Source organism: Sphingorhabdus lutea (assembly GCF_001889025.1).
Taxonomy (GTDB): domain Bacteria; phylum Pseudomonadota; class Alphaproteobacteria; order Sphingomonadales; family Sphingomonadaceae; genus Sphingorhabdus_B; species Sphingorhabdus_B lutea.
Genome location: NZ_CP018154.1, coordinates 534,642 through 559,528, shown reverse-complemented (window position 1 = coordinate 559,528; position 24,887 = coordinate 534,642). Strand labels below are relative to the sequence as shown.

Genomic DNA, 24,887 nt, shown 5'->3' with positions numbered 1-24,887 from the left:
ACTGAACATGACACAGAAAAATAAAGAAGGCATGTTTAGCCACAAAAAATTGGAACGTAATGTTACCATGTTGGGGGCATTGGCGCTGGTCACCGTGGCCATTGGCGGCATTGTGGAAATTGCGCCTCTATTTTGGATTGATAATACAGTGGAAAAGGTGGACGGCATGCGGCCCTATACCCCGTTGGAACTTGCCGGACGCAATATTTATATGCGCGAGGGATGTTATAATTGCCACAGCCAGATGATCCGTCCATTTCGTGATGAGGTTGAACGCTATGGCCATTATAGCCTTGCCGCCGAAAGCATGTATGATCACCCATTTCAATGGGGATCAAAACGCACAGGGCCGGATTTGGCCCGTGTTGGCGGACGATATAGCGATGAATGGCACAAGGCGCATTTAATCGACCCACGTTCGGTCGTGCCTGAATCCATCATGCCAGGCTATGCCTTTATGGCAAATCGGGAATTAAAAACCGGCAATATGTCAAATGACTTAACCGCATTATCGCGGGTCGGTGTTCCCTATAGCAAGGAATCAATTGCCGCAGCAAATGCGGATATACAGGCACAGGCCAATCCAAATGCCGACGCCGCCGATTTGCAAAAAAGATATCCAAAGGCACAGGTGCGCGATTTTGATGGCGATCCGAACAGGGTGACCGAAATGGACGCCTTAATCGCTTATCTGCAAATGCTGGGCACTTTGGTCGATGTGGAAAAGGCATCTGCCCAATCCGAAGCCGCCGCCGCATCTGAAAAAGCACAAAAGCGAGGTGCAAAATGAGTTATGATTTCCTGCGCCACCTGGCCGATAGCTGGGGGTTATTATTCATGAGCATATTATTCCTGATTTTGGTCGGTTGGACCTTTCGCAAGGGCGCGTCAAAACATCATCATGATGCCGCGCATATGATTTTTAAGGATGATGAACATGGCGGATAAAAAATATATTGATGAAGCAACCGGAACCGAAACTGTTGGCCATGAATGGGATGGCATACAGGAATTGGATACCCCCATGCCGCGTTGGTGGCTATGGTCGCTTTACGCCACCATCATTTGGGGCGTTATCTATGTTATCCTATATCCCGCTTGGCCCATGGTGAACAGCGCAACCAAAGGCGTTTTGGGGTGGAGCAGCAGGGGAGAATTACATGCCGAAATGGCAGCGGTGGAGAAAGAACGCGCCCCCATATTGGCTGCATTGGCCAGCACGCCTTTGGAAGAAATTGCAAAGGATGAACGGTTAATGCAAACCGCCATACAGGGCGGCAGCGCAGCGTTTAAGGTGCATTGTGTGCAATGTCATGGATCGGGCGCAGATGGCGTGCGTATGGGCAGCGGATACCCCAATTTAAATGATGATGATTGGTTATGGGGCGGCGATTTGGCTTCGTTGGAATATAGCATTAAACATGGGATTAGAAACCCCGATCATGCCGAAACCCGCCAATCGCAAATGCCCGCATTTGGCGAGATTTTAAGCGGCACAGAAATTAACAACCTTACCGCCTATATCCGCACGATTTCGGGCCAGCAAAAGGGCGAAATTTCAAACGCGACCAAAATATTATTCGCCAATAATTGTGCATCATGTCATGGCAAGGATGGCAAGGGCGGGCGCGAATTTGGTGCCCCCAATTTAACCGATAAAATATGGTTATATGGCGGGGATGCCGCCGCCATTCGCACCACCATTGAAAAATCACGCCAAGGGGTGATGCCGCGTTGGGGTGGCCGATTGGACGATGTGACGATTAAAATGCTGACCCTTTATGTTCACTCTCTTGGCGGAGGAGAGGCAAATTTGGCCAAGATAGTGGATGAAGATAAGGGTAAAGCGGAGGCAGGACGCGCAAAATAATGGCAAATCCTGCCTCACCTCCTGTTCAAGAAACCCAGCTTTATGCCGCGCGAACGGGCGTATATCCCAAGGCGGTTGACGGGTTTTTCCGCCGTTTCAAATGGGCGGTTATGGCGGTGACACTGGCCATATATTATATCACCCCGTGGATAAGATGGGATCGCGGGCCATATGCCCCCAATCAGGCGGTGTTGGTCGATTTGGCCAATCGCCGTTTTTATATGTTCCAAATTGAAATTTGGCCGCATGAATTTTACTATGTTGCTGGCCTGCTTATCATGGCGGGCATTGGATTATTTTTGGTCACGTCCGCCGTGGGGCGGGCATGGTGCGGCTATGCTTGCCCACAAACCGTGTGGACTGATTTATTCCAACATGTTGAACGATTTGTGGAGGGTGACCGTAACGCGCAAATTAAATTGGCCAATGCGCCATGGGGCATTAAAAAAGCCGCCAAAAGATTAAGCAAATGGGTCATTTGGTTGTTCATTGCATTTTGGACGGGCGGCGCATGGATTATGTATTTTGCCGATGCGCCCACATTAACGCGCGATTTTTGGGCAGGGGATGCGGCCTTTGTCGCCTATGGCACGGTGGGGGTTTTAACCGCCATTACCTTTATTTTTGGTGGATTTTTGCGTGAACAAGTGTGCATTTATATGTGCCCATGGCCGCGCATACAAACCGCGATGTTGGATGAAAAATCACTTATCGTTACCTATAAAGATTGGCGCGGTGAACAACGTGGCAGCGTGAAAAAGGCCGAAAAAAATCCAGATGCCTTTGGCGATTGTATTGATTGCAACCAATGCGTTGCCGTATGTCCCACGGGAATTGATATTCGCGAAGGTCCGCAAATTGGTTGCATTACCTGCGCCCTATGCATTGATGCTTGTGACAATGTCATGGCGCAAATTGGCCGCCCGCGCGGTTTGATTGATTATTGCACATTTGATGATGCTGAGGTTGAAAAATCAGGGGGGCAGGCAAAGCCGATATTAAAAACTTTATTGCGCCCGCGTACCTTAATTTACTTTGCCATTTGGGGCAGTATCGGCCTTGCCATGCTGTTCACCCTAGGACAGCGCACCCGCCTTGATTTGGCGGTGCAGCATGACCGAAACCCATTATATGTGCAATTATCCGATGGTTATGTTCGCAATAATTATACGGTAAAATTGCGCAATATGGAAACCCGCCCGCGCCAGGTTGAGTTATATATTTCCGGCCTGTCACAGGCGCAAATTTGGCCAAGCGAGGGCAAAAGAGGGGATTATGCCGACCGCTTAAATCTCACCCTGCCCGCCAATGGAGTCACCAAATTGCGGCTTTTCATCGCGGCCCCTGGCGATGGCGCAAAACAGGAAAATTTCAACATCGGCACACGCCCATTGGATGATGACAGGGGCGGCGCGCGGCGCGGCGATAGTGATGATGTAATATTTGAAAGGCCAGTTAATTAAATGGCAGAAAATGTTAAACAAATTCGAACAAAAAAACCATTTACCGGATGGCATATGACGGCGATTTTGGTGGCATTTTTTGGGGTGATTATGGCGGTGAATTTCACCATGGCCCATCTTGCCTCCTCCACCTTTGGCGGCACAGTTGTGGATAATAGCTATGTTGCAAGCCAGAAATTTAACGGTTGGTTACAACAGGCAGAAACGCAAGAAAATCTTGGCTGGACGCATGAAATATCGTTAAGCGCGGATCGCCATATCATGGTGAAAATGACCAAGGATGCAAAACCCCTATCGCCCCTAAAAATTATTGCCGCCGCCCATCATCCATTGGGCCGCGCCGCGCCGTTAAATTTCACATTTAACCATGATGAAATGGGCAATTTCCGTTCTGCGCGCGCCCTGCCCCCTGGTCGTTGGTCGGTCATTGTCTCCGCCCGACAAAACAGCAATATTGCGCAATATAAAGCGGACCTAAAATGACCCATATGGCCAAAAATTTGGACCCGCAGCCGGCGATAGAAAGCAATTTTGCCGTGCCGGATATTCGCTGTGCGGGATGTATTTCCAAACTGGAAAATGGCCTGATACTATCCCCGCAAATTATTTCCGCACGGGTAAATTTTACCACCAAACAGGTAGTCGTCCATCATATAGCGGGGGCGAATATGGCCGATATTATCGCCGCCTTTGCCCTATTGGGTTTTGAGGCACACCAAATAGAAAAAAACAGCATCGATAATATCCAAAATGACAGTAAATCGCTGTTAATGGCAATGGGGGTTGCCGGTTTTGCCATGATGAACATCATGCTATTGTCTGTTTCTATATGGTCTGGAGCAGAAGGCAGCACGCGCGATATGTTCCATTGGCTTTCCGCTGCCATTGCGCTGCCCACCATTGCATATTCCGGGCGGCCATTTTTCACATCGGCTTGGCGGGCATTGCGTCATGGCGGCACCAATATGGATGTGCCCATTTCCATTGGGGTGATTTTGGCAAGCGGGTTAAGCCTATATGAAACCGCGACCCACGGCCCTCATGCCTATTTTGATGGTGCGGTCATGCTGTTATTCTTTCTGCTCACTGGACGGTGGCTGGACAGCGTGATGCGCGACCGCGCACGCAGCGGGGTGACATCGCTGCTTAAAAATATGGGCAATGGCGCCATGGTTATTGATGAAAAAGGGCATAGCCATTTTGTGGATAGCACCGCATTATTACCCCATATGGTGATGATTATCGCGGCGGGCGAACGTCTGCCCGCCGATGGTGTGATTATATACGGAAAAACCCAATTGGATCTGTCGCTGTTAACGGGGGAAAGCCAGCCATGCCCCGCCAATGTTAATGACAAGGTGCTGGCTGGAACATTGAATATTGGATCGCCCATTCATGTCCGTATCACCGAAATTGGTGCATTTACCGCCATTGCCGATATTGCGCGGTTAATGGGGGAGGCAGCACAAAGCAAATCTCGCTATGTCCGCATTGCCGATCGCGCCGCCAAATTATATGCGCCCGCCGTGCATTTATTGGCTTTATTGGCATTTGCCGGATGGATGATAATGGGCGCAGGCGTGCATCAAAGTTTGTTAATCGCGGTGGCAGTGTTGATTATCACCTGCCCCTGCGCCTTGGGATTGGCCGTTCCGGCGGCGCAAATTGTCACCGCAGGCGCTTTAATGCGCAGCGGCATTTTGGTAAAGGATGGGTCAGCATTGGAACGATTGGCCGAAATTGATATGGCCATATTTGACAAAACAGGCACATTAACAATGGGGCGGCCCGAACCTGTTAATTTACATGACGCAACCGATTTACAATGCGCCTTAATGCTCTCCCTTGCGCAGCATAGCCGCCACCCGTTAAGCAAGGCATTAACCCACGCCCTGCAACAAATGAATATCAGCCCCGCCATTATTGAGGATATTGATGAAGATGCAGGTATGGGGATAGGCGCAAAATGGCAGGATATAGATATTTTCCTTGGCCGACATTTTAATGATGAGGCGTCAAATTCGCCCGTAAATAATGATGAAGAAACCCTATCCACCAATTTGTTCATGGATGGCAAATCTGTTTTTACCATATTTTTCACCGATAATTTACGCGGCGATGCCAAGGATGTGGTGCATGATCTTAAATTGATGAACATTCCCGCCTCTATCATGTCTGGTGATAAAGCAAAGGCCGTTGCCCCCATTACAAAATTATTAGGCATGACTGCACAAACCGCCATGTTGCCACAGGATAAATTGGCCGCGATTAAACGTTTTGAACAGGCCGGCCACCATGTTTTAATGATTGGGGATGGGTTGAATGATGGCCCTGCTTTGGCGGCGGGTCATGCATCCATGGCCCCCGGATCGGCAAGTGATGCGGGCAAAAATGCCGCCGATTTCATTTTCATGGGCGATAATTTACGCCCGATAATACAGGCAATAAACGCCGCGCGTAAAACAAAATCTATTGTCAGGCAAAATTTCCAATTGGCCATTGGATATAATATTTTTGCCGTTCCATTGGCGATTTTTGGTTATGTCACGCCGTTAATCGCGGCCCTTGCCATGTCGGGTTCATCCTTAATCGTGGTGGCCAATGCCTTAAGATTAAGGGGAGCAGCCAAATGAGCGGGAGAGCGAAATGAATGGCCTTATTATTTTAATTCCCATTGCATTGGGGCTTGGCCTATTGGGATTGGCGGCATTTTTTTGGACATTAAAACGCGGCCAATATGATGATTTGGACGGTGCTGCGCTGCGTATATTATTGGATGGGGATGGCGATGAAAAACAGAATGAAGATAAGGACGCATCAAAATGATACGCGCTTTTTTCATCCTTTCATTATTGGCCGTGACCCCAATTGCCCCTTTATTTGCCCTTGCTTATCAAAATGGACAAAAGGATGATGTCATTAAAATAGCATATTGTGGCGGCGGATTTACCCAAATTATTCTGGATAAAAATACGCCAGAATCACCCCCAAATGATTTGCCCAAACAATGTAATATTGCCTGTCACATGGCATCACAGCGGCCAAAAAAGACAAAAAGCTGAATTTTTTGGCGTTTAGAGTAAAATATTCCAACCAAATTAACCGATGCATTGATATATTCTTGCGATAATGGGCGCAGGGCGCTAACCGCTTTACCATGCAAAATCATCCTTCTTATATCAGCACGCGCGGCGATGCGCCCAGTTTAAACTTTGCCGATACCACTATGACGGGGTTGGCACGCGATGGCGGATTATATGTACCGGAAAGCTGGCCGCAATTTTCCACTGAAGAATTGCGCGAAATGCGCTCCCTTTCCTATGTTGAATTGGCGGTTCGGGTCATGTCCCCCTTTACCGCATCCAGTTTGGATGAGGATGAGCTACGCATATTATGCACCGCCGCCTATGGCCGTTTTTCACATGATGCGGTCACCCCATTGGTGCAATTGGATGGGCAAAATTGGTTGATGGAATTATTCCACGGCCCGACATTGGCGTTTAAGGATGTGGCGCTGCAATTATTGGGCGAATTATTCGGCCATTTTCTGCAAAAAAATCCTAAAAAACTGACCATTGTTGGTGCGACATCGGGCGACACTGGATCGGCGGCAATTGATGGCGTCGCCGGACGCGATAATGTGGAAATTTTCATGTTGCATCCGCATGGCCGCATTTCAGAGGTTCAGCGCCGCCAAATGACCACCATTCTTGCCCCCAATGTGCATAATATCGCCATAGAGGGCAGTTTTGACGATGCACAGGCGATGGTAAAACGTATTTTCAACGATGGAGATGTCACCGGCACATTAAATATTTCTGCGGTTAACAGCATAAATTGGGCGCGTTTATTGGCGCAAATTGTTTATTATTTTTATGCCGCGCTGCGCCTTGGTGGGCCGGATAGAAAAGTTGCATTTTCCGTGCCAACGGGTAATTTTGGTGATGTTTTTGCCGGATATGCCGCCGCGCAAATGGGATTGCCGATTGAACGCTTAATCGTCGCGACCAATATTAACGATATTTTATACCGCGCATTAAAAAATGGTGATTATTCCACATCCACCGTCACCCCCACCGACGCCCCGTCAATGGACATTCAGGTATCGAGTAATTTTGAACGATTATTATTTGATTTGGAGGGCCGCGACGGCGCGACCACATCGGCGCGGATGAAATGGTTCGAAAAAATGAATAAAATGGTGCTGAGCAGCGACATGCGCAGCAAGGCCGCTTTGTTCCAACCCGCCCGAACCGATGCCAATGAAATGCAATCTACCATGTTATGGGCATATGAACATTATGGTCAAATTATCGACCCACATACCGCCATTGCGCTGCACGCCGCGCGGCATAGCGGGATAGAAAGCGGCGTCCCCCTTGTGACATTGGCCACCGCACATCCGGCGAAATTCCGCGATGCAGTGGAAAAATCCACTGGAATCCGGCCCAGCCTGCCCAAAAGAATTGGCAATTTATTTGACCGCGAAGAAAGATTGACCATATTGCCCAATGAGTATGAAGCGGTACGCGATTTCATCTTGAAAACCGCAGATCAGGGTTAAACCCACATGGCGGACCTTAATTTCACCACGATGATTGGCCAGCCAAGGGATGATTATACCTTAATCGACAGCGGACATGGCCGAAAATTTGAACGATATGGCAAATATCATTTCATACGGCCAGAGGCGCAGGCCCTGTGGGCGCCGGCTTTGGACCATTGGGATGCCGATGGTGAATTTGTGCCCGGCGCGGATGAAGATGGCGGCGGGCAATGGCAATTTGATCGTCCCGTTCCAGCCGATGGTTGGCCATTAAATTGGAATGGAATAAAATTTCAGGCGCGATGCACGCCATTTCGCCATTTGGGATATTTCCCCGATATGGACCCTGTTTGGCAGTGGATGGCCCAGCAATTGGCCCGCCGCCCCGAAAATGCAGAGCAGGCACAAGTCATGAACCTGTTCGGATATACCGGCATTGGGTCGTTGGCGCTTTCCCAAACCGGGGCAAAGGTGGTGCATGTGGATGCGTCCAAAAAATCGGTGGCGGCAGCGCGGGACAATGCGCGCATGGCCGCAATGGATGACCGCCCAATAAGGTGGATTATCGACGATGCGGCAAAATTTACCGCACGAGAGGTTAGGCGCGAGCGCCATTATGATGGCATTTTGCTTGACCCGCCAAAATATGGGCGCGGGCCAGATGGCGAAATTTGGCGATTGGAGGAGGATTTACCCCTGTTGATTGAAAATTGCCGCCAACTTTTATCTCCGCAATCATCCTTTTTATTCTTAACCGTTTATGCCGTTCGAATGTCGGCATTATCGCTTGGCAATATGTTGAACCAGCATTTTGCCGATTTGGGCGGCAAGATTGAAATTGGTGAATTGGTGGTAAAAGAGGAAAGCCGTGGTTTATTATTACCCACCGCCATTTTTGCGCGTTGGTCACGTTCATAATCCTATAATATTATAGGTGAGATTGAGGATAAAATGTCAGATATTTTAATTTTGGAAGTCGCCGATTTAGAGGTTAATGTCCTGACCGGCATTTATTCCCAAGAAACGCATTTGCCGCAACCATTGCGCATTTCCATTCGCGCCGAATTGGAAATGGCGGATCATTATGCGCCCGAAACGCCATTATCGGCATCCAAAAATTATATGGATTTAAAGGATGCGGCAACCCAATTGCCAAATGGCGTGCATTTCACGTTAATTGAGGCTGTCGCCGAACATATTATTGAACGATTATTTGCCGAAGATGATCGGGTCAAATCATTGGAAATTAAAATTGTGAAATTGGCCATTGCCGAACATGGCGAGGCAATTGGCATCACCATGAAACGGGTTCGCAAGTGACCATTTCCGCGCGCCCTTTGGCCATTGTGACCGGCGGGTTTCGGCGGCTGGGCGCGCATATTGCCGCGCATTTGGCGGCGCAGGGATATGATCTTATCCTTTGTGCATCGGGGGCGTTAAATCCAGACCCGATTTTGAAGCAGGCAATTGAAAAATATGCCCCCCAAATTCACCCCATTCATATTGATTTATCGGATGAAAATGCCGTTCAAAAATTGATGGAAATTGCCATAAATATGGCCGGACGCATTCCTGATTTATTGGTCAATAATGCTGCCAATTTTGGCCAAGATGTTTGGCAAAGCATGAATAGCGAAAGCTTAACCACCCAATTTGCGGTTAATTATAACGCGCCCGTAATTTTGGCCCAAAATTTGGTTGCGGCATCGCCGGATGGCCATTGCCCCGCCATCATCAATATTTTGGATCAACGTATCCGCAATCCGCATGGCGACCAGATAAGCTATACGCTTTCCAAACAGGCATTGGCCGCGTCAATCCGCACCTTGGCGGTGGCATTTGGGCCGCATGCGCGTATCAATGGCGTTGCCCCTGGCCTGACCATTGATACCGCCGACTATGCTGTGGGACAGGCGGAAAGGCTCGCCTCGCTTATGCCCTTACAAAGGCATAGCAGCCCGCAATCAATTGCCAATGCAGTGCATTTTCTGGCCCAATCACATGATGTAACGGGCCAGATTATTTATGTGGACGGGGGGGCGCATCTGCGAAGTTTCGATCGCGACTTCATGCATCTTTAACCCGCAAAATATACGATAATCAATTATAAATCATGCCTTTAACAGGCCAATTTCAATCAATCTTTCGCGCAAATAATCATCTGCCAAAATGGGCTGTGGATATCGGTTGGGATTGTCCGCCGACACGCATCCATCCAATGTCTTAATCGGGAAATCGGAACGTAGGTGCAGGAAATAGGGCATGGAATAACGGCTATGCCCGCTGCGTTCATTTGCCGGATTGACCACACGGTGCGTGGTGGAGGGCAGAACATGGTTGGTTAAGCGTTGCAACATATCACCCACATTTACCGCAAGTCCACCAGCAGGCGGGGACACCGCCATCCAGCTGCCATCAGGGCGCTTAATTTCCAGCCCTGCTTCCTCTGCCCCCAATAATAGGGTGATAAGGTTGATATCTTCATGCGCACCGGCGCGAATCGCCCCTGCTGTATCACCCTCAATCGGCGGATAATGAAGCAGGCGAAGCACGCTATTGCCATCCTCAATCGCGGGATCAAACCATGATTTATCCAATCCCAAATATAGCGCAATATGCGATAATATTTTCGCGCCAATTTGGTCAAATTCATCATATAATTTGGTAAAATGGTCGGCAAAGCCCTCTGGCCGTTCGGGCCAAATATTATCCGGCATGGAAGATTTAAGCGGGCTATTTTCCGGCAAAGTGCGGCCCACATGCCAAAATTCCTTTAAATCATGGTGGTCAGCGCCCTTTGCAATTTCGGTTTTAAACGGCGTATAACCGCGCGCACCGGCAATATTGGCGTTATATCCGCGCTTTTTCATCGCCTCCTCCTGGGCAAAAAGTTCTTCGGTCATGTCCCAAGCGGTTTTGACCATATCATCGCTCAACCCATGATCGGTCACCATGGCAAAGCCATAGGTTCTAAAACTATCGCCCAATTGTTGGGCCAGCAAATTTGCATCATCATTGGCCAAAGATATGACCGGCATTTTATCATTCATTATCAATACTCTTTATTAAGCAGGTGCATTTTGCACGCATATTATGCGATATAGATAGTCATTAAATTAAAATCCGACCAGTGAAAATGACATTTATCAAGGAAGTGCAATGACACAAAAGGCAAAAAATTATTGGCTGATGAAATCAGAACCCGATGTTTATAGCTATGATGATTTGGTTAAAAAAGGCAGCGGCATGTGGGACGGGGTGCGTAATTATGCCGCCGCCAAACATATGCGCGCCATGGAAAAAGGCGATTTATGCTTTTTTTATCACAGCAATATCGGCGTTGAAATTGTCGCTATTATGGAAATTGCCCGTGAATATTATCCCGACCCCACCGATGAAAAGGGCAAATTTGTCGCCGTGGATGTCAAACCTGTACGGAAATTAAAAAATAGCGTTTCGTTAAAGTCGATAAAAGCCAACCCCAAATTGGCCGATATGGTTATGCTGCGTCAATCGCGCCTGTCGGTCGCGCCCATTGCGCAGGATGAATGGGAAGAAATTTTGCGCATATCCGGCGAATGAGTGCCGCCATTTCATAAACATCATCAGTCAAAAATTGAAAGGCGGCAACCTATATCCTTATATATGCCGCCTATTCATATTTATGGGATAATTTCTTATTTCGCCATTGGCGGCGTTAATGGTCCGCCAATTTCAATCGCCTTTTTATATCCTGGCCGCGCCATTAACCGATTAACATATGCCTTGGCATGGGGGCGATTTTCCAACAAACCGACCAAATTGGCCAATTCCAGCAAATATTCCATATTGATATCCGCGCCCGTCAATCCATCGCCCACCAAATATTGGCGGCCATCCAAATGGGCATTGATATAATCCAATAATTTATGCACCTCGCCATCGACAAATGCCTGTTGCACATCACCAAGTCCGCCAAAACGCGGCCCCAATAATTTTAACAAAATCGGCATGGCCACTGTTCCCTCGGCAAAATGCAGCCATTCCAAATAAGCAGACCGATCGCTCTGCCCCGCCGCCACACTTAATTTTCCATCGCCCCGAGTTTCCAGCAAATATTCAATAATCGCGCTGGATTCCACCATGGTTCGGCCATCAACCTCCACCGCCGGTGCTTTGGCCAAGGGATGCACCGCCTTTAAATCATCTTGCGATCTATTGGTTGCGGGGTTGCGATGATGCTCAATCAATTCATATTCAATGCCCGCTTCTTCAAGCAGCCAAATGATGCGCGTTGAACGGGAATATCCCAAATGATGTAATTTTATGGTCATTTTCTACCCTTTTCTATAATCTTGAATAATTGCGCCACAGGATAATAAATCCTGTTCATGGCTTTCCTCGCGCCATTCTTCCTTTAGCGCTTCTTCTTCCCATTTTTGCATGTCGGGATGCGCCAAAATATGCTCCACCCATTTTTGCCCAATGTCACCCACATCAAGGCCATAGGTCCGTACACGAAAGGCAACGGGCGCGAAAAATGCATCAACCGCGCTAAATTCCGCACCCGCCAAATATGGGCCGCCAAATTTGCTAAGCCCCTCGGTCCACAGCTCCTTAATCCGTGCTACATCCGTTTGCAGGGCAGCCGACATGGGTTTTGGTTTTACCCGAACCCCCACATTCATCGTGCAATCATTACGCAAAGCAGAAAATCCGCCATGCATTTCAGCGGTCGCGCATTGCGCCCATGCACGGGCATCTGCATTTTTGGGCCAAATGCCATCATGACGGTCCGCCAAATATATTATTATGCCAAGCGAGTCATAAATTGTCCGCCCCTCATGCAATAAAACCGGCACTTGCCCAGTGGGGGAGAATGCGCGAAATTCAACATAATTGCTCGGCTTAGTAAAGGGTTCAAACCTTTCCTCAAAACCAATATTTAACGCGCGCATCGCCAACCATGGACGCAATGACCAGCTGGAATAATTACGGTTTGCTGTTATTAAAATATAACTCAATTTGCGTTCGTTCCTTCAAATAAAATATCCTCTGCCTCATCGGGCCAAAATTCCATTCTTGCCGTGCCCCTGCGTATGAAAATAGCGGGCAATTTGGCCAGCATAAGCGATTTATGAATCCAAAAATCGGTGGCACGTTCGCGCCATGTCGAACGAACATCGCCATTTTGGGAAAGCCAATGATGATAGGGCAGCCAATGGCTTGGCTCATCCACCTTGATGATTTTGAAAATTTTCATCATTATTTTGTCTTTTTTGATAAATTTATTACGCAATAATATATCCACCTGCGTCATGCCGCGTTGTTCGGTCAACATGATGACACGGCATAATTTTTCAAATAATTTCGGATCGGCGATAATCGCATCGGTGTCCAATTCATCAATTGTGCACCCAAATATTTGTTCGATAAAATGGTCAATATGCCCGCATGTCCGCCCCACCCTTAACGGCATTTGACCGCGCAATTGGAAATAACGTTTGAACATATGATAATGTTTATGTTCATCGGCGCGATGTTTTTCCACCTGTGCGATAAATTCTTGATTGTCCGGGCAATGGGCGCGCACGGCCAATAAAACCCGGTCCAAACTGGTATAGCCGCGATGTTCATTATAAATATAAACCGACGCCAGCACATCCAAATATCGGTCGCGAAAGCGGCGGATTATATTTGTTATTAACATGATATTCTACTCATCCTGCATCCTATATAAAATGGCATGGTCCTTTTCATTTCCGCGTTCTTTATCCATGGCCTGCCATATATGGTTTAACGCCTCCTCCTGCGATATGCCGGTGGCGCGGACATAGGTTTTGGCCGCATGGCGAATGGCATCAACCATCATGGTGCCAAAGGCGGATGGGTTTGGGCCAATGGGAATGGGGTTGATAAAACAAATACTGGCCCCATCATTTTTAACCCACATCCGCAAAAATTCTTTTGAATCTTGGATAATATCGGCATGTGGGACAAGATCTATGGGGATTGGTTTATTGCTCATTTACTGCTCATTTCTATTGTCCCTTTGGGGGCGTCCATTTGGTTTCATCATCATAAATATCGCCATATCCACCCGTGATAGACGGGCCGTAAATGGGATTTGGAAATATAAACCATCCCTTGCCCCATAAGGTGGAAATGGCCGGATTATCGCTAAGCGCTTTGCGCATTTTGGGGCTTAATCCCTTATCATTGAAACGATCATTTATATCACCCAATTGGTCGCCGACCAAGGCGATAACGCAATATTTTTGGGCAATTATTTCGCGCCTGCCATCCTTATCCGATCCGCCCGGCGTATCCCCGCGCAGGAACAAATTCTCCCCATGGAAATATTCGCCAATTCCCGCCGCCTTTAATGTATCCACCGTTCCTTTAACATTTTTATTCGACCGATTGGTATTAACAATAATGGCAATGCCCGCTCCGCGAATTTTGCTTAATGCATCAATTGCCCCTGGAATTGCCACCGCCTTACCCGCGCCTGTTCTTTCCCACTCATCCCAAATGACAGGATCAAATTCCATCGCATTTTCGGCAAAATATCGCATTGACCCTACATTCCATATCAATGTTTCATCGGCATCAAAAACGGCTGCCTTGGGTTTATTACCGCAATTTTCAAAATGGGGTGAGGCGGCATCCTCCCATTTTTCGGCAATGACTGATTTTGCATTTTCATCCCTTGCTGCGCCGACCACAAAATCGGCGACATTGGCCCATGACTGACGCAATATTATTGATGCCTCTGCTGAACCATATAAATATTGCTGTCCCGCAGGCGGGTTTATGGGCGCGGGAATATAGCTGACCGTTGTTGCCCCCTGCGGAATTTGCGCATCGGTTTTTTGCGCCGATATTTTTGGTGCATCCAGCTTGGTCTTTACATCCGCGCTACATGCACCAACCAACAGGGCAATGGCAGATAATAACAAAAATTTATGCGTCATATATTTTTCTTTCACAATATCATGCCGTAATCAACACCCCAATTTTAGGGTCCACATTATCGCCTAATAATCCCAAATATCCATCCAAAGCGGCCTGTGCGCCCTGTCTTTTTTCAATTTTGCATAATGACGGCGCAATTTTCATAAATGCGGTCCAATCCGCCTCTAGCTTTTGTTGGAATGCTTCGCCGCCCCAATCGGATATTCGTTTCATGCTGCGCGCGGGGGCAAAAAATCCAACGCGTGGCGCACCGGGTAATTTTGCTGCTGGGCTGAACTGTGCATCTTGTTCCGAATCCCAATGCGATTTACCCACAACCAAGGAATATATCATATTATCGGCAAAATGATGATGCGCGCTGCTGACCAATGACATATTGCCCGCCATATCAACCATGGCGGTTTTTTTGCCATTGTCGATATTTTGAATGTCATCATAGCTTACAACCTCATCATATGCATCCAATGAACGCAGCCATTCGGCATTACCAGCAGATGTCAGGCCGATCATCTTGGGTCGATTTGCCCGCGCCTTTGTGGCAAGGGCAAAGCCAATGGCGGTCTTACTAGACGCACTGGCGGTGATAATTTGTTCAACCCCATAATCATCATCATCAATAAATTGATCGGCAATCAACCATCCGGTTAGGTATAGCGGCCTGAAAATCGGCCAATAATCATGATGTTCGGCCTGATAATCACCCAATGATTCAAGACGGCGATATTGATTATAAAGCGGGGGGAGCGCCTGACGACGTTCCAACCCATCGATGAAACCGCCCTTATTAACCTTTACGGGATGCAAAACCACATGCGATGCCATGGGATAATATCCATAATAAACATCCCCCACATTTACCCCATCATTGTTGCTTTGTGTGACCGTGGCAAATCCCCAAATCGGCAAATGGCCGGGCGTCCCACGGTCGGAGAAAAAATCCCAATATCCGGTATCATTACCGAACAGGCCAGAAGGCTTTCCAAAAATGGCATAGGTGATATTATTCGCGGTCAGGGCAAATTCATCAATACGCATTTCAACCGCGCCATCGGGCAAATCCTGTGGTGTAATCGCAGTAATTGCAGCCTGATTCACTTCGTCGCGATCAATATTGATAATCCATTTGTCCATTCTTACTCTCCGCGAAATTTAATTGTTCCATTAACTTTAGGCGAAATTTAATTTAAGTCCAGCACGCGGCCATTTATATTTTAAAATTTTCCCCGTGCCCGACAAACAAATATAGGCATCACGCATATCATTTCCGCCCCAACAAATATTTGTGGTCATCGGGTCCAATGTCGGCACAAATTCAACCAACTCACCCATGGGTGAAATGACACTAATCCCGCTTGTCCCAATTGTTGCAACGCATATATTGCCTTCATTTTCCACGCCCAATGAATCAAAATATTTATACCCCTCTGGCCGATATAAAAAATGCCCGCCATTTCCTGCCAAATTGGCGACAGGCGATATTTTACCTGGCTCAACCACATCAAATGCCCATAATGCACATGTATAGGTTTCCGCGACATATAGCCGCTTTCCATCGGGCGACAGGCCAATACCATTGGGGTTCTCCATGGGGAAAATAACTTCCTCTATATGGCTGCCATCAATTTTGGCATAAAATACCCCCACAATATCACGTTTTCGCGATGCCCCGTCATTTTTGCCATGGTCGGTGAACCAAAAGCCGCCCTGTTCATCAAAAATTATATCATTTGGCCCGCAAAGATTACGACCATTGCATTGAGTATAGATTATTTGCACCTCACCACTATCCGGATTGACGCGCTGTATTGACCCGCCAGCATAATCATCCGCCTGTCCATGGGGGAATAAGATTTTACCCAATGGCGTTTCCATTTCGACAAAGTTAAACCCGCCATTATTGCAAATATATAAATAACCATCCGGCCCGATTGCCATGCCATTTGGGCCGCCTCCCACTTTTGCGATGATATTTTTTGTTCCATCAGCTTTAATCCGCGTTATCTGGCCTGCCTCAATCTCCACCACGGCCAAATCACCATTGGGCAGGACCACTGGTCCTTCGGGAAAACGCAGCCCGTCTGTTAAAATCTCCATCACCCTCTCCTTTAAAAAAATATTCCTCCGCGCCTCTGGCAACTAGTTACATCTGGGACTATATCCCATGATGAAAGATAAAATTGCAAAGGAATTATCATGACCACGCCAAACTATCCCCAAAATCTTCAGCTTTATATAAATGGTGCATGGCATGGTAAGGAAGGACGGGAGACTATCCCCGTCATCAATCCCGCGACGGGGGAAGCATTGGCCGACCTGCCTCTTGCCACAAAGGCTGATTTGGATGCCGCATTGGAAGCTGCCAATAAAGGTTTTTATAAATGGCGCGCGGTTGATGTAAATGAACGCGGGGCAAAATTGCACAAGGTTGCCGATTTAATCCGCGAACGCACCGACCATATCGCCGCTTTATTAACCATGGAACAGGGCAAACCCATAGCAGAGGCAAAGGGAGAGGTTGCATCATGCGCGGGAACATTTGATTATTTTGCCGAAGAAGCAAAGCGCATTTATGGCCGTGTTTTAATGCGCCCCACCGGTCAACGTGCCATGGTGTTAAAACAACCCGTCGGCCCAGTTGCGGCGTTCAGCCCGTGGAATTTCCCGGTTAGCTTGATGAGCAAGAAAATGGCTGCCGCTTTGGCCGCAGGATGTTCCATCATCGCCAAACCACCCGAGGAAACCCCGGCAAGTACTATTGCCATCATGCAATGCGTGGTCGATGCGGGCATTCCTGGCGATGCCGCACAATTGGTCTATGGCGTGCCCGATATGGTCAGCCGCCATTTAATCGCATCTCCCACTATCCGCAAAATCAGCTTCACCGGATCGGTTCCCGTGGGGAAACATTTGTTAAAATTATGCGCCGATGGGGTGAAACGCACCACCATGGAATTGGGCGGCCATGCCCCCGTCCTCATCTTTGATGATTGCGATTTGGACCGGGCAATTACCATGGCCAGCATGACCAAATTTCGCAATGCGGGACAAATTTGCATCTCTCCCACCCGTTTTTATGTGCAAGAGGGCATTTATGACGCCTTTGCCAAGGGATTTGCCGAACGCACGGCCCAGATAAAGGTTGGCAATGGTTTGGACATTGACAATGCCATGGGCCCATTAGCCAATTCTCGCCGCCCCGACGCGATAGAGGCGTTGGTCGAGGACGCGCGAACAAAGGGAGCGAATATCTTAACTGGCGGCGAACGCGGCAATTCGTCTGGCACAAATGACGGCAATTTTTATAAACCCACGATTATTAAAGATGTGCCAATGGATGCGGATATTATGTCCAATGAACCATTTGGCCCTGTCGCCCTTATTCGCCCGTTCAAAACATTTGATGAGGCAATTGAACAGGCAAACCGCCTGCCCTTTGGCCTTGCCGGATATGCATTTACCGAAAATGGACGTCAGGCAAATATGGTCGCCGATGCGTTGGAAGTTGGCATGGTTGGGTTGAACAGCTTTGTTATTTCGACCGCCGATGCGCCATTTGGCGGGGTGAAGGAATCCGGATTTGGCAGCGAAGGCGGGCCTGAAGGATTGGAAAGTTATTTAGTGACCAAGGCCGTGCATCAATATTGATGCAGGCGTGCAGAAATTGGGGGAAGGAAACTTCCCCCTTAATTGCCGATTAAGCGCAATGCAGTTAGCGCCAAATATATCCCTATCAGCAGAAAAATGGCCCCGCCCGTTATTCTTAATGCCTTTAACGGTAAAATATGGCCCATTTTTGCGCCCAAATATATGGCTGGAATTGTTGCTGCCAATATGCCAATTGTCCCGCCCAGCGCCGCCCAAATCGCCTGATCGCTGCGCGCGGCATGGGCCGCAATGATGAACTGGCTTTTATCCCCAAATTGCAGGATGAAAACGCCCAAAAAGGTTGTCAGGGCAGCGTTTAATTTCCAACCAGACAATATATTCACCCTGTGCCGCCAACCCAGCATGGATATTGCCGCAAAAATATAGGCAATGGCGGTGAATAATATTAACGGATCATCGCTGATATAATCATGCACCATCGCGCCGGCAAAGGCGGATATGACACAGTTTAATAAGGTAGCAAAAACCAATCCGGCAAGCACCGCACGGTTATTTGCATATCGCATTGCCAATGCGGCCACCAAAATTTGCGGTCTGTCACCCATTTCGGCGAGCAGGCTCGACAATAGGGTCATTAAGAAAATGTCCATATTAAGTCCATTTATCTTATTATAATTATGATAATGTTAATTTGAATTTTTAAGCATGCAACCGCATGGCAACACTGCCCAACATGGCGCGTGCAGCCTCATTTGAAATGCGTTGGCACGCCACCGCATCGCGCAATATACCAATATATGCTTGGCAAATAATTTGGCTATTTTGACATTGGTTCAGTTTGCCCAATGCATTTTCGAAAATCATACTAATATCGCCAATAGGCGCCATGCCATATTGCATGGCAATGTCGCGAATATGTTCTAATTTCAAAATATATCCCAATTGATTATCGGCATAGTTTAAATATTCAAGGGAATCGATAATTTCGGCCAATTGTGCACGCACCAATAAATAGCGGTCATGGTCCAAATTCATTTTATCATTCCTACTCTTTACTATTTATACGGGTTGCGACATCATATTTTATGTGACCTTGGATATTTGTTATCCGGATATATGTTACCCATATTGCTCTATATGGTTTAACGGCTAATTTTCGTGCTTTTTAACTATCATATTATTTATTTATATCTTGTCAGAATATAGTTAAAATGACGTTAAGCTTTTATGGCAAATGGGTGACATAGTGCCGCCGGCTGCAATATTTGGGTGATTGGCAAAAAATATATGCTCATTTTTTTGGGGCAATATTTTATCGCGCTATTGACTTTTCACGCTTTGCGGGGCATTGGGCATGGCAAGACGGCGGCTTCATTGGCCGCTTTTATATTTTTATCACTTTATAAAAGGGAAAAGACAATGGCGAAATCAGCCACCGTCAAGATTAGGCTTGTCAGCACTGCAGATACTGGTTTTTTCTATGTAACCAAGAAAAACCCACGCAATACCACCGAAAAAATGGTTTTTCGTAAATATGATCCCGTCGTGCGTAAGCATGTTGAGTTCAAAGAAGCGAAGATTAAATAATCATCGCGCGCCATTTTTTGGCGGCGCATTATTCCATTAAAGCGAATCGTTGATTCTCTTGTCGGAATGTTCATATGAAAAAGGGGCATCACTGCCCCCTTTTTTATGCCAAAAATATTTTTCTAGCAAAGATGATAAGTCATTATTGATAATGGCCGCGCTTATTTCCGCCGCATATAGCAAGGACGCTTTGTTAAGGCGGCTTAACTTATCTACGCTCAAATGGCTTTAACCTTGGTCCTAAAATATTCGCGCCAAGGGAAATTCTATCCCCCGACCAGTCGGCAACAAATACAGAATTGCGATCAATATTTGGACCAATTCGCGCATCATTATCAAATATTGACAATGCATCACTGCTATTCACCTTGCCCTCAGCGGCCACGGCGATAAAGGCGCTGTAATTTTCCTTATCCTTGCCCTGAACAAAAATATTCCCGCTGACCACTCCGGTTGCGCCGGCGGGCAGGTCAATCATATAATTGGTCGTCTTGCCCCGCGAATCATCAAATGCATTATCCCTAATATCGGCGCGCGCCGAACGGCTTTTAATATAATGGCCGCCATTGCCTGCTTCAAAACGGCTGCGTGTAACAGTTAATGAGCCATAATTTCCAATATAAATACTATGCGCACATGCATAATCCCCATCGCACCGACCCAGACGTTCAAAACTGCTTTGGTCGATAATGATTGCGCCCTTTGCATCATCGGCGGTTAATAAACCCTGCTGGCTATTCCTAAACCAGCTTTTGGTGACGGTTAAATTGCCCTGTTCCAACCTTATCCCCGCACCATTGGCATCGGGCACTTTCATATTTTGAAAGATAATCCCATCCACCTCTGCATTGCGGCCACGCAAAACCAATGCGGCCTTTCCTTCGCATGTTGCACCATCAAAAATCGTTTCGCCCGCTATTTCCGCTTGGTAACGTATTGAACCGCCCTGCTGCACAGCGCAATCACGATAGGTTCCAGGCGGTATCATAATCGTGCCTGCGCCATCGCCAATGGCGGCGACCGCCGCGCTCAGGCTGCCAAAGCTACGCCCTGTTTCGATAATTTTATATTGCGCCTTATCATTACTTTGCGCCATACTTTGGCTGTGCATTGATATGCCGCCAATTGTCAAAAACGCCAATGCTGCCGAAGAAATAGCCCATGAAAATTTCATAAATATAGTCCAATATTAAAATATGAAATTCATTATCCTCCATCGCCCCCATGCTGTCCAGCATGTTTACCATGATGGAACCTGCTTTTACCTTATATTCAAATAGATAAGATATAGGCTGCTGCCCATAATCCAAAAACCATCGGCAGTTTTTAGGCGCTTTGCACCCAGCCAAAGGGCAATTGGCCGCGCCACATATCCGCCAATGGCCGCGCCCGGTCCGGCCAGCAACACCACATCCCACGGCACATTACCCATTTCAATATGATAAATTGTTCCCGACAATACCGAAATGGAGGAAACAACACATGCCGCACCCGCGCAATATATAACCGGAAAATGCCGAATGAATAAATAAATCGCCATTAATTCACCCACACCCACCGAAAATAATGCGGTGATAAAACCACCAAATATCCCAATTAACGGCAATATTAAAAGGTCAATTTTCTCCAACCTTATCCGTTCCGGCCGATTATTATTTATCGTCCATGTGGTGATGATAAGCGCAAGGCCAAAAATAATCGAAAAACTTTTGAACAATAATAATATAGTTGGTGCATCAAATAAATTAAATCTTTGCGTTATTAACATGATGGGCAGAGATAATGGCAAAACCAAAAAGATAATCTTTGCATAAACGCCAATTGTTGCATCCTGCCCCATATTGGTGCGCCGCGAATTTGGTTCGTGCAATAACCGCCATGTCCACCGATTTGCGCCCATGGTCATACCAAAACATTGGATGAAAAAACTGGCCGCCACTATTTGTGCGGGGGCAAGGATCAATATTTCTTTATTCGCCAATATGTTAAAAACGGGAATGAAAACCACCCCGCCGCCCGTGCCCGATGTATTGGCAATTATCGCGCCCATTATGCCGACAAAAAATACCGGCCAAATTTCCATTATTAAAGAAAATTGATATGGCGCGAACAAAAATATCGCGCAAATTATCGCCAATAAAAATAGGATAATGCCATGATAAAAATATGTTTTTATATAATATCGCAGCATATTATCCCTATCCTTAATCGTTCAAATTGGGCCGCAAATATTGTTTTGCCTTTGCTATATCCAACCCGCGCCGCGCGGCATAATCGGCCACTTGATCCTCATCAATCCGCGCGACGCCAAAATAACTTGCCTGTGGGTGGCCAAAATAAAAACCCGACACACTGGCCGTAGGCAACATGGCAAAGCTGCTGGTTAAGGTAATCCCCGCCGGGTCAACTTCCTGTCCACCGGCAAGCAATTTGAACAATGTTGGTTTCAAACTATGGTCAGGACAGGCGGGATATCCCGGCGCGGGACGAATACCGCGATATTCCTCCTTTATCAGCGCTTCATTGCTAAATTGTTCTTCCGGCGCATATCCCCATAATGTGGTGCGCACATGCGCGTGCATCCGCTCCGCCATTGCCTCGGCAAATCGGTCGGCCAATGCCTTTAACAAAATATCCGAATAATCATCATGATCGGCCTTAAACTCGGCCAGTTTTGCGTCTATCCCATGGCCCGCAGATACGGCAAAGCCGCCAATCCAGTCATTACCATTGGCATCAATAAAATCGGCAAGGCACATATTGGGACGGCCTTCTCGTTTTTTTACCTGTTGGCGCAGCATGGATAGGGTGGTTTCCCCATCGCCATGCTCCACAATAATATCATCACCATCGCGCCGACATGGCCATAATCCAATCACGGCTTTGGCGGTCAGCCATTTTTCGGCAATGATTTTGTCCAGCATATTTTGCGCATCTTGGAACAGGCTGGTTGCGCTTTCCCCGACAATTTCATCTTTTAATATGGCGGGATATACCCCCGCCAATTCCCATGCGCGGAAAAATGGCGTCCAATCAATATAATCGCGCAGGTCGTTTAAATCCCAATCATCATATATATGCAATCCCGCCTGTAATGGCGCGGGCGCTTTTAATGCCATATCGGCAGCAAAGCCATTGGCACGCGCTTCATCCAAGCTGGCCAGCGCCTTGGCGGTTTTATTGCCGCGTGCAATACGCAGCTTTTCATATTTATCGCGGGTGCTTTGCACAAAAGCATCGGCCAAAGTATCGCTGGTCAAGGTGGAGGCCACACCCACGGCGCGGCTGGCATCCAAAACATGAACCGTTGGGCCGCTATAAACCGGCTCAATCCGCAGCGCCGTATGCGTTTCGGATGTTGTCGCCCCGCCAATTAACAATGGCAATGTCATTTTGGCGCGTTCCATTTCCTCCGCCACAGTGACCATTTCGTCAAGAGAGGGGGTGATAAGCCCGCTTAACCCAATCATCGATGCATCATTATCAATCGCTGCTTTTAAAATATCCTGCCATGGGACCATCACGCCCATGTCAACCACCTCAAAACCATTGCATTGCAACACCACGCCGACAATATTTTTACCAATGTCGTGCACATCGCCCTTTACCGTGGCCATGATGACACAGCCCTTGGCCTTTGCGCCTTCTTCCTTTTCCTCCTCAATATAGGGGAAAAGATGCGCCACCGCCTTTTTCATCACACGGGCGGATTTTACCACTTGCGGCAGGAACATTTGGCCCGAACCAAATAAATCGCCCACCACATTCATGCCGTCCATTAACGGGCCTTCAATCACCTCAATCGGGCGTCCACCGGCGGCCTTTATTGCCAATCTTGCTTCTTCGGTATCTTCGATAATATGGGCATCAATACCCTTTACCAATGCATGTTCAAGCCGTTTAATCACCGGCCAGCCGCGCCATTCCGCCGCTGCCTTTTCGGTCACTTCGTCTGTCCCACGATAACTTTCGGCCAATGCAATAAGGCGGTCGGTCGCATCATCGCGGCGGTCAAAAATCACATCTTCGCATGCATCGCGCAGCACAGGATCAATTTGGTCATAAATGTCCAATTGCCCTGCATTGACAATCGCCATGTCAAGGCCAATGGGAATGGCATGATATAAAAAGACGCTGTGCATGGCGCGGCGCACCGTTTCATTGCCCCGAAAACTGAACGATAGGTTGGAAAGCCCGCCGGAAAAATGCACATGGGGGCAGCTTTTGCTTAAATGCTCCACCGCCTCGATAAAATCCAAACCATAACGGCGATGTTCATCAATTCCGGTGGCCACCGCAAATATATTGGGGTCGAAAATAATATCTTCGGGCGGAAAACCATTTTCGGTCAGCAATTTATACGCACGTTCGCAAATTTCAATTTTACGTTCCTTGGTATCGGCCTGTCCGGTTTCGTCAAATGCCATCACAACCACCGCCGCGCCATAATCACGGCAAATGGCGGCATGCTCCAAAAATTGTGTCTCGCCCTCTTTCATTGAAATGGAATTGACGATGGGCTTGCCCGATACACATTTCAGGCCCGCCTGTATCACGCTCCATTTGCTGCTATCTATCATCACCGGAACACGGGCAATATCCGGCTCTGCGGCGATAAGTTTTAGATATTTGGTCATCGCCTCATGCGCGTCTAGCAAGCCTTCATCCATGTTAATGTCAATGATTTGCGCGCCATTTTCCACCTGTTGGCGGGCCACCTCTATTGCCGCTTCATAGTCCCCATTTAGGATAAGTTTTTTAAACCGTGCAGAGCCAGTGACGTTGGTACGCTCCCCAATATTCACGAAATTTGCGGTGCTCTTTTTTTCTATGCTCATTTTTTTGTCTTTATTTAAAT

Annotated in this window: 29 protein-coding genes; 15 read left to right on the top strand and 14 right to left on the bottom strand. The window is 47.6% G+C overall.

The window, feature by feature from the left end; all coding sequences use genetic code 11:
* Window positions 1-7 precede the first annotated feature (7 nt).
* The 12 genes from ccoO to LPB140_RS02680 all read left to right on the top strand — a co-directional run bounded on the left by ccoO (window position 8) and on the right by LPB140_RS02680 (window position 9,960).
* Window positions 8-790 carry a cytochrome-c oxidase, cbb3-type subunit II gene (gene ccoO, locus LPB140_RS02735; RefSeq protein WP_072558565.1) on the top strand — a complete coding sequence of 261 codons (783 nt, stop codon included), beginning with the start codon at window positions 8-10 and terminating at the stop codon, window positions 788-790.
* The gene (locus tag LPB140_RS02730; RefSeq protein WP_072558564.1) at window positions 787-948 is read left to right on the top strand and encodes a cbb3-type cytochrome c oxidase subunit 3; all 162 of its coding nucleotides are present in this window, start codon (window positions 787-789) and stop codon (window positions 946-948) included. The genes ccoO and LPB140_RS02730 overlap by 4 nt, the downstream gene beginning before the upstream one ends.
* Window positions 938-1,870 (top strand): cytochrome-c oxidase, cbb3-type subunit III, encoded by a 933-nt coding sequence (ccoP, locus tag LPB140_RS02725; protein ID WP_072558563.1) that lies wholly within the window; start codon window positions 938-940, stop codon window positions 1,868-1,870. Before LPB140_RS02730 ends, ccoP begins: the two co-directional genes overlap by 11 nt.
* Entirely contained in the window at window positions 1,870-3,333 is a 1,464-nt protein-coding gene (ccoG, locus tag LPB140_RS02720; protein WP_072558562.1) for a cytochrome c oxidase accessory protein CcoG, read from the top strand. Before ccoP ends, ccoG begins: the two co-directional genes overlap by 1 nt.
* Window positions 3,334-3,816: a FixH family protein gene (locus LPB140_RS02715; RefSeq protein ID WP_072558561.1), complete on the top strand. Its 483-nt coding sequence runs from the start codon at window positions 3,334-3,336 to the stop codon at window positions 3,814-3,816.
* Window positions 3,813-5,966, top strand: coding sequence for a heavy metal translocating P-type ATPase (locus LPB140_RS02710; protein WP_418346536.1), 2,154 nt, complete (start codon window positions 3,813-3,815; stop codon window positions 5,964-5,966). Before LPB140_RS02715 ends, LPB140_RS02710 begins: the two co-directional genes overlap by 4 nt.
* Before the next feature lie 13 nt (window positions 5,967-5,979).
* Window positions 5,980-6,159 (top strand): cbb3-type cytochrome oxidase assembly protein CcoS, encoded by a 180-nt coding sequence (gene ccoS, locus LPB140_RS02705; protein ID WP_072558560.1) that lies wholly within the window; start codon window positions 5,980-5,982, stop codon window positions 6,157-6,159.
* On the top strand, window positions 6,156-6,395 hold the full coding sequence (locus tag LPB140_RS02700; RefSeq protein ID WP_072558559.1) for a hypothetical protein: 240 nt from the start codon (window positions 6,156-6,158) through the stop codon (window positions 6,393-6,395). Before ccoS ends, LPB140_RS02700 begins: the two co-directional genes overlap by 4 nt.
* Before the next feature lie 95 nt (window positions 6,396-6,490).
* The gene (thrC, locus tag LPB140_RS02695; RefSeq protein ID WP_072558558.1) at window positions 6,491-7,897 is read left to right on the top strand and encodes a threonine synthase; all 1,407 of its coding nucleotides are present in this window, start codon (window positions 6,491-6,493) and stop codon (window positions 7,895-7,897) included.
* 6 nt (window positions 7,898-7,903) lie between these two features.
* The gene (locus LPB140_RS02690) at window positions 7,904-8,797 is read left to right on the top strand and encodes a class I SAM-dependent methyltransferase (RefSeq protein WP_072558557.1); all 894 of its coding nucleotides are present in this window, start codon (window positions 7,904-7,906) and stop codon (window positions 8,795-8,797) included.
* Window positions 8,798-8,830: 33 nt separating this feature from the next.
* Complete coding sequence (locus tag LPB140_RS02685) at window positions 8,831-9,199, top strand: dihydroneopterin aldolase (protein WP_072558556.1); 369 nt, start codon at window positions 8,831-8,833, stop codon at window positions 9,197-9,199.
* A complete protein-coding gene (locus tag LPB140_RS02680) occupies window positions 9,196-9,960 on the top strand; it encodes an SDR family oxidoreductase (protein WP_072558555.1) in 765 nt (254 codons plus the stop codon). The genes LPB140_RS02685 and LPB140_RS02680 overlap by 4 nt, the downstream gene beginning before the upstream one ends.
* A 30-nt stretch (window positions 9,961-9,990) precedes the next feature.
* On the opposite strand, the gene LPB140_RS02675 is transcribed toward LPB140_RS02680, so the two are convergent.
* Window positions 9,991-10,929 (bottom strand): isopenicillin N synthase family dioxygenase, encoded by a 939-nt coding sequence (locus tag LPB140_RS02675; RefSeq protein WP_072558554.1) that lies wholly within the window; start codon window positions 10,927-10,929, stop codon window positions 9,991-9,993.
* 109 nt (window positions 10,930-11,038) lie between these two features.
* On the opposite strand from LPB140_RS02675, the gene LPB140_RS02670 reads away from it, so the two are divergent.
* Window positions 11,039-11,461: an EVE domain-containing protein gene (locus LPB140_RS02670; protein ID WP_072558553.1), complete on the top strand. Its 423-nt coding sequence runs from the start codon at window positions 11,039-11,041 to the stop codon at window positions 11,459-11,461.
* 95 nt (window positions 11,462-11,556) lie between these two features.
* Here the strand turns inward: LPB140_RS02670 and LPB140_RS02665 are convergent, their stop codons facing one another.
* Genes LPB140_RS02665 through LPB140_RS02635 form a run of 7 tightly spaced genes read right to left on the bottom strand, consistent with a single transcriptional unit; the run spans window position 11,557 to window position 16,930 of the window.
* Window positions 11,557-12,192 (bottom strand): glutathione S-transferase family protein, encoded by a 636-nt coding sequence (locus LPB140_RS02665; RefSeq protein ID WP_072558552.1) that lies wholly within the window; start codon window positions 12,190-12,192, stop codon window positions 11,557-11,559.
* Between the two features lie 3 nt (window positions 12,193-12,195).
* Window positions 12,196-12,882, bottom strand: coding sequence for a glutathione S-transferase family protein (locus LPB140_RS02660; RefSeq protein WP_072558551.1), 687 nt, complete (start codon window positions 12,880-12,882; stop codon window positions 12,196-12,198).
* On the bottom strand, window positions 12,879-13,568 hold the full coding sequence (locus tag LPB140_RS02655; RefSeq protein WP_156874105.1) for a ferritin-like domain-containing protein: 690 nt from the start codon (window positions 13,566-13,568) through the stop codon (window positions 12,879-12,881). Before LPB140_RS02655 ends, LPB140_RS02660 begins: the two co-directional genes overlap by 4 nt.
* Window positions 13,569-13,574: 6 nt before the next feature.
* Window positions 13,575-13,886: a DUF5076 domain-containing protein gene (locus LPB140_RS02650; RefSeq protein WP_072558550.1), complete on the bottom strand. Its 312-nt coding sequence runs from the start codon at window positions 13,884-13,886 to the stop codon at window positions 13,575-13,577.
* 13 nt (window positions 13,887-13,899) lie between these two features.
* Window positions 13,900-14,835 carry an HAD family acid phosphatase gene (locus LPB140_RS02645; RefSeq protein ID WP_083550467.1) on the bottom strand — a complete coding sequence of 312 codons (936 nt, stop codon included), beginning with the start codon at window positions 14,833-14,835 and terminating at the stop codon, window positions 13,900-13,902.
* Window positions 14,836-14,854: 19 nt separating this feature from the next.
* A complete protein-coding gene (locus LPB140_RS02640; protein WP_072558549.1) occupies window positions 14,855-15,967 on the bottom strand; it encodes a DUF2855 family protein in 1,113 nt (370 codons plus the stop codon).
* 36 nt (window positions 15,968-16,003) lie between these two features.
* The gene (locus LPB140_RS02635) at window positions 16,004-16,930 is read right to left on the bottom strand and encodes an SMP-30/gluconolactonase/LRE family protein (protein ID WP_072558548.1); all 927 of its coding nucleotides are present in this window, start codon (window positions 16,928-16,930) and stop codon (window positions 16,004-16,006) included.
* Window positions 16,931-17,029: 99 nt separating this feature from the next.
* On the opposite strand from LPB140_RS02635, the gene LPB140_RS02630 reads away from it, so the two are divergent.
* Entirely contained in the window at window positions 17,030-18,481 is a 1,452-nt protein-coding gene (locus tag LPB140_RS02630) for an NAD-dependent succinate-semialdehyde dehydrogenase (RefSeq protein WP_072558547.1), read from the top strand.
* 38 nt (window positions 18,482-18,519) lie between these two features.
* On the opposite strand, the gene LPB140_RS02625 is transcribed toward LPB140_RS02630, so the two are convergent.
* Together LPB140_RS02625 and LPB140_RS02620 are read right to left on the bottom strand one after the other, a co-directional pair.
* Window positions 18,520-19,092, bottom strand: coding sequence for a TMEM165/GDT1 family protein (locus tag LPB140_RS02625; protein ID WP_072558546.1), 573 nt, complete (start codon window positions 19,090-19,092; stop codon window positions 18,520-18,522).
* Between the two features lie 49 nt (window positions 19,093-19,141).
* Window positions 19,142-19,477 (bottom strand): hypothetical protein, encoded by a 336-nt coding sequence (locus LPB140_RS02620; protein WP_072558545.1) that lies wholly within the window; start codon window positions 19,475-19,477, stop codon window positions 19,142-19,144.
* Between the two features lie 384 nt (window positions 19,478-19,861).
* Between LPB140_RS02620 and rpmG the strand changes: the two genes are divergently transcribed.
* Window positions 19,862-20,029: a 50S ribosomal protein L33 gene (gene rpmG, locus LPB140_RS02615; protein WP_072560196.1), complete on the top strand. Its 168-nt coding sequence runs from the start codon at window positions 19,862-19,864 to the stop codon at window positions 20,027-20,029.
* A 208-nt stretch (window positions 20,030-20,237) separates the two neighbouring features.
* On the opposite strand, the gene LPB140_RS02605 is transcribed toward rpmG, so the two are convergent.
* The 4 genes from LPB140_RS02605 to metH all read right to left on the bottom strand — a co-directional run bounded on the left by LPB140_RS02605 (window position 20,238) and on the right by metH (window position 24,867).
* On the bottom strand, window positions 20,238-21,125 hold the full coding sequence (locus LPB140_RS02605) for a right-handed parallel beta-helix repeat-containing protein (RefSeq protein WP_232223439.1): 888 nt from the start codon (window positions 21,123-21,125) through the stop codon (window positions 20,238-20,240).
* Window positions 21,112-21,276: a hypothetical protein gene (locus tag LPB140_RS12490; RefSeq protein WP_232223438.1), complete on the bottom strand. Its 165-nt coding sequence runs from the start codon at window positions 21,274-21,276 to the stop codon at window positions 21,112-21,114. Before LPB140_RS12490 ends, LPB140_RS02605 begins: the two co-directional genes overlap by 14 nt.
* 14 nt (window positions 21,277-21,290) lie before the next feature.
* Window positions 21,291-22,112, bottom strand: a complete 822-nt coding sequence (locus LPB140_RS02600; RefSeq protein WP_198024148.1) for a sulfite exporter TauE/SafE family protein — start codon at window positions 22,110-22,112, stop codon at window positions 21,291-21,293.
* 121 nt (window positions 22,113-22,233) lie between these two features.
* Complete coding sequence (gene metH, locus LPB140_RS02595) at window positions 22,234-24,867, bottom strand: methionine synthase (protein ID WP_072558541.1); 2,634 nt, start codon at window positions 24,865-24,867, stop codon at window positions 22,234-22,236.
* Between the last annotated feature and the right edge of the window lie 20 nt (window positions 24,868-24,887).

Bases quoted from the DNA above. Each gene is read 5' to 3' on its own strand.
- LPB140_RS02640 (WP_072558549.1), bottom strand. From the start codon at position 15,967: ATGGACAAATGGATTATCAATATTGATCGCGACGAAGTGAATCAGGCT.
- LPB140_RS12490 (WP_232223438.1), bottom strand. From the start codon at position 21,276: ATGGTAAACATGCTGGACAGCATGGGGGCGATGGAGGATAATGAATTT.
- LPB140_RS02715 (WP_072558561.1), top strand. From the start codon at position 3,334: ATGGCAGAAAATGTTAAACAAATTCGAACAAAAAAACCATTTACCGGA.
- ccoS (WP_072558560.1), top strand. From the start codon at position 5,980: ATGAATGGCCTTATTATTTTAATTCCCATTGCATTGGGGCTTGGCCTA.
- LPB140_RS02600 (WP_198024148.1), bottom strand. From the start codon at position 22,112: ATGGAAATTTGGCCGGTATTTTTTGTCGGCATAATGGGCGCGATAATT.
- LPB140_RS02690 (WP_072558557.1), top strand. From the start codon at position 7,904: ATGGCGGACCTTAATTTCACCACGATGATTGGCCAGCCAAGGGATGAT.
- LPB140_RS02710 (WP_418346536.1), top strand. From the start codon at position 3,813: ATGACCCATATGGCCAAAAATTTGGACCCGCAGCCGGCGATAGAAAGC.
- LPB140_RS02730 (WP_072558564.1), top strand. From the start codon at position 787: ATGAGTTATGATTTCCTGCGCCACCTGGCCGATAGCTGGGGGTTATTA.
- LPB140_RS02675 (WP_072558554.1), bottom strand. From the start codon at position 10,929: ATGAATGATAAAATGCCGGTCATATCTTTGGCCAATGATGATGCAAAT.
- LPB140_RS02635 (WP_072558548.1), bottom strand. From the start codon at position 16,930: ATGGAGATTTTAACAGACGGGCTGCGTTTTCCCGAAGGACCAGTGGTC.
- LPB140_RS02605 (WP_232223439.1), bottom strand. From the start codon at position 21,125: ATGGCGCAAAGTAATGATAAGGCGCAATATAAAATTATCGAAACAGGG.
- LPB140_RS02630 (WP_072558547.1), top strand. From the start codon at position 17,030: ATGACCACGCCAAACTATCCCCAAAATCTTCAGCTTTATATAAATGGT.
- rpmG (WP_072560196.1), top strand. From the start codon at position 19,862: ATGGCGAAATCAGCCACCGTCAAGATTAGGCTTGTCAGCACTGCAGAT.
- LPB140_RS02700 (WP_072558559.1), top strand. From the start codon at position 6,156: ATGATACGCGCTTTTTTCATCCTTTCATTATTGGCCGTGACCCCAATT.
- LPB140_RS02655 (WP_156874105.1), bottom strand. From the start codon at position 13,568: ATGTTAATAACAAATATAATCCGCCGCTTTCGCGACCGATATTTGGAT.
- ccoO (WP_072558565.1), top strand. From the start codon at position 8: ATGACACAGAAAAATAAAGAAGGCATGTTTAGCCACAAAAAATTGGAA.
- LPB140_RS02665 (WP_072558552.1), bottom strand. From the start codon at position 12,192: ATGACCATAAAATTACATCATTTGGGATATTCCCGTTCAACGCGCATC.
- thrC (WP_072558558.1), top strand. From the start codon at position 6,491: ATGCAAAATCATCCTTCTTATATCAGCACGCGCGGCGATGCGCCCAGT.
- LPB140_RS02620 (WP_072558545.1), bottom strand. From the start codon at position 19,477: ATGAATTTGGACCATGACCGCTATTTATTGGTGCGTGCACAATTGGCC.
- LPB140_RS02625 (WP_072558546.1), bottom strand. From the start codon at position 19,092: ATGGACATTTTCTTAATGACCCTATTGTCGAGCCTGCTCGCCGAAATG.
- LPB140_RS02685 (WP_072558556.1), top strand. From the start codon at position 8,831: ATGTCAGATATTTTAATTTTGGAAGTCGCCGATTTAGAGGTTAATGTC.
- LPB140_RS02645 (WP_083550467.1), bottom strand. From the start codon at position 14,835: ATGACGCATAAATTTTTGTTATTATCTGCCATTGCCCTGTTGGTTGGT.
- metH (WP_072558541.1), bottom strand. From the start codon at position 24,867: ATGAGCATAGAAAAAAAGAGCACCGCAAATTTCGTGAATATTGGGGAG.
- ccoG (WP_072558562.1), top strand. From the start codon at position 1,870: ATGGCAAATCCTGCCTCACCTCCTGTTCAAGAAACCCAGCTTTATGCC.
- LPB140_RS02670 (WP_072558553.1), top strand. From the start codon at position 11,039: ATGACACAAAAGGCAAAAAATTATTGGCTGATGAAATCAGAACCCGAT.
- ccoP (WP_072558563.1), top strand. From the start codon at position 938: ATGGCGGATAAAAAATATATTGATGAAGCAACCGGAACCGAAACTGTT.
- LPB140_RS02650 (WP_072558550.1), bottom strand. From the start codon at position 13,886: ATGAGCAATAAACCAATCCCCATAGATCTTGTCCCACATGCCGATATT.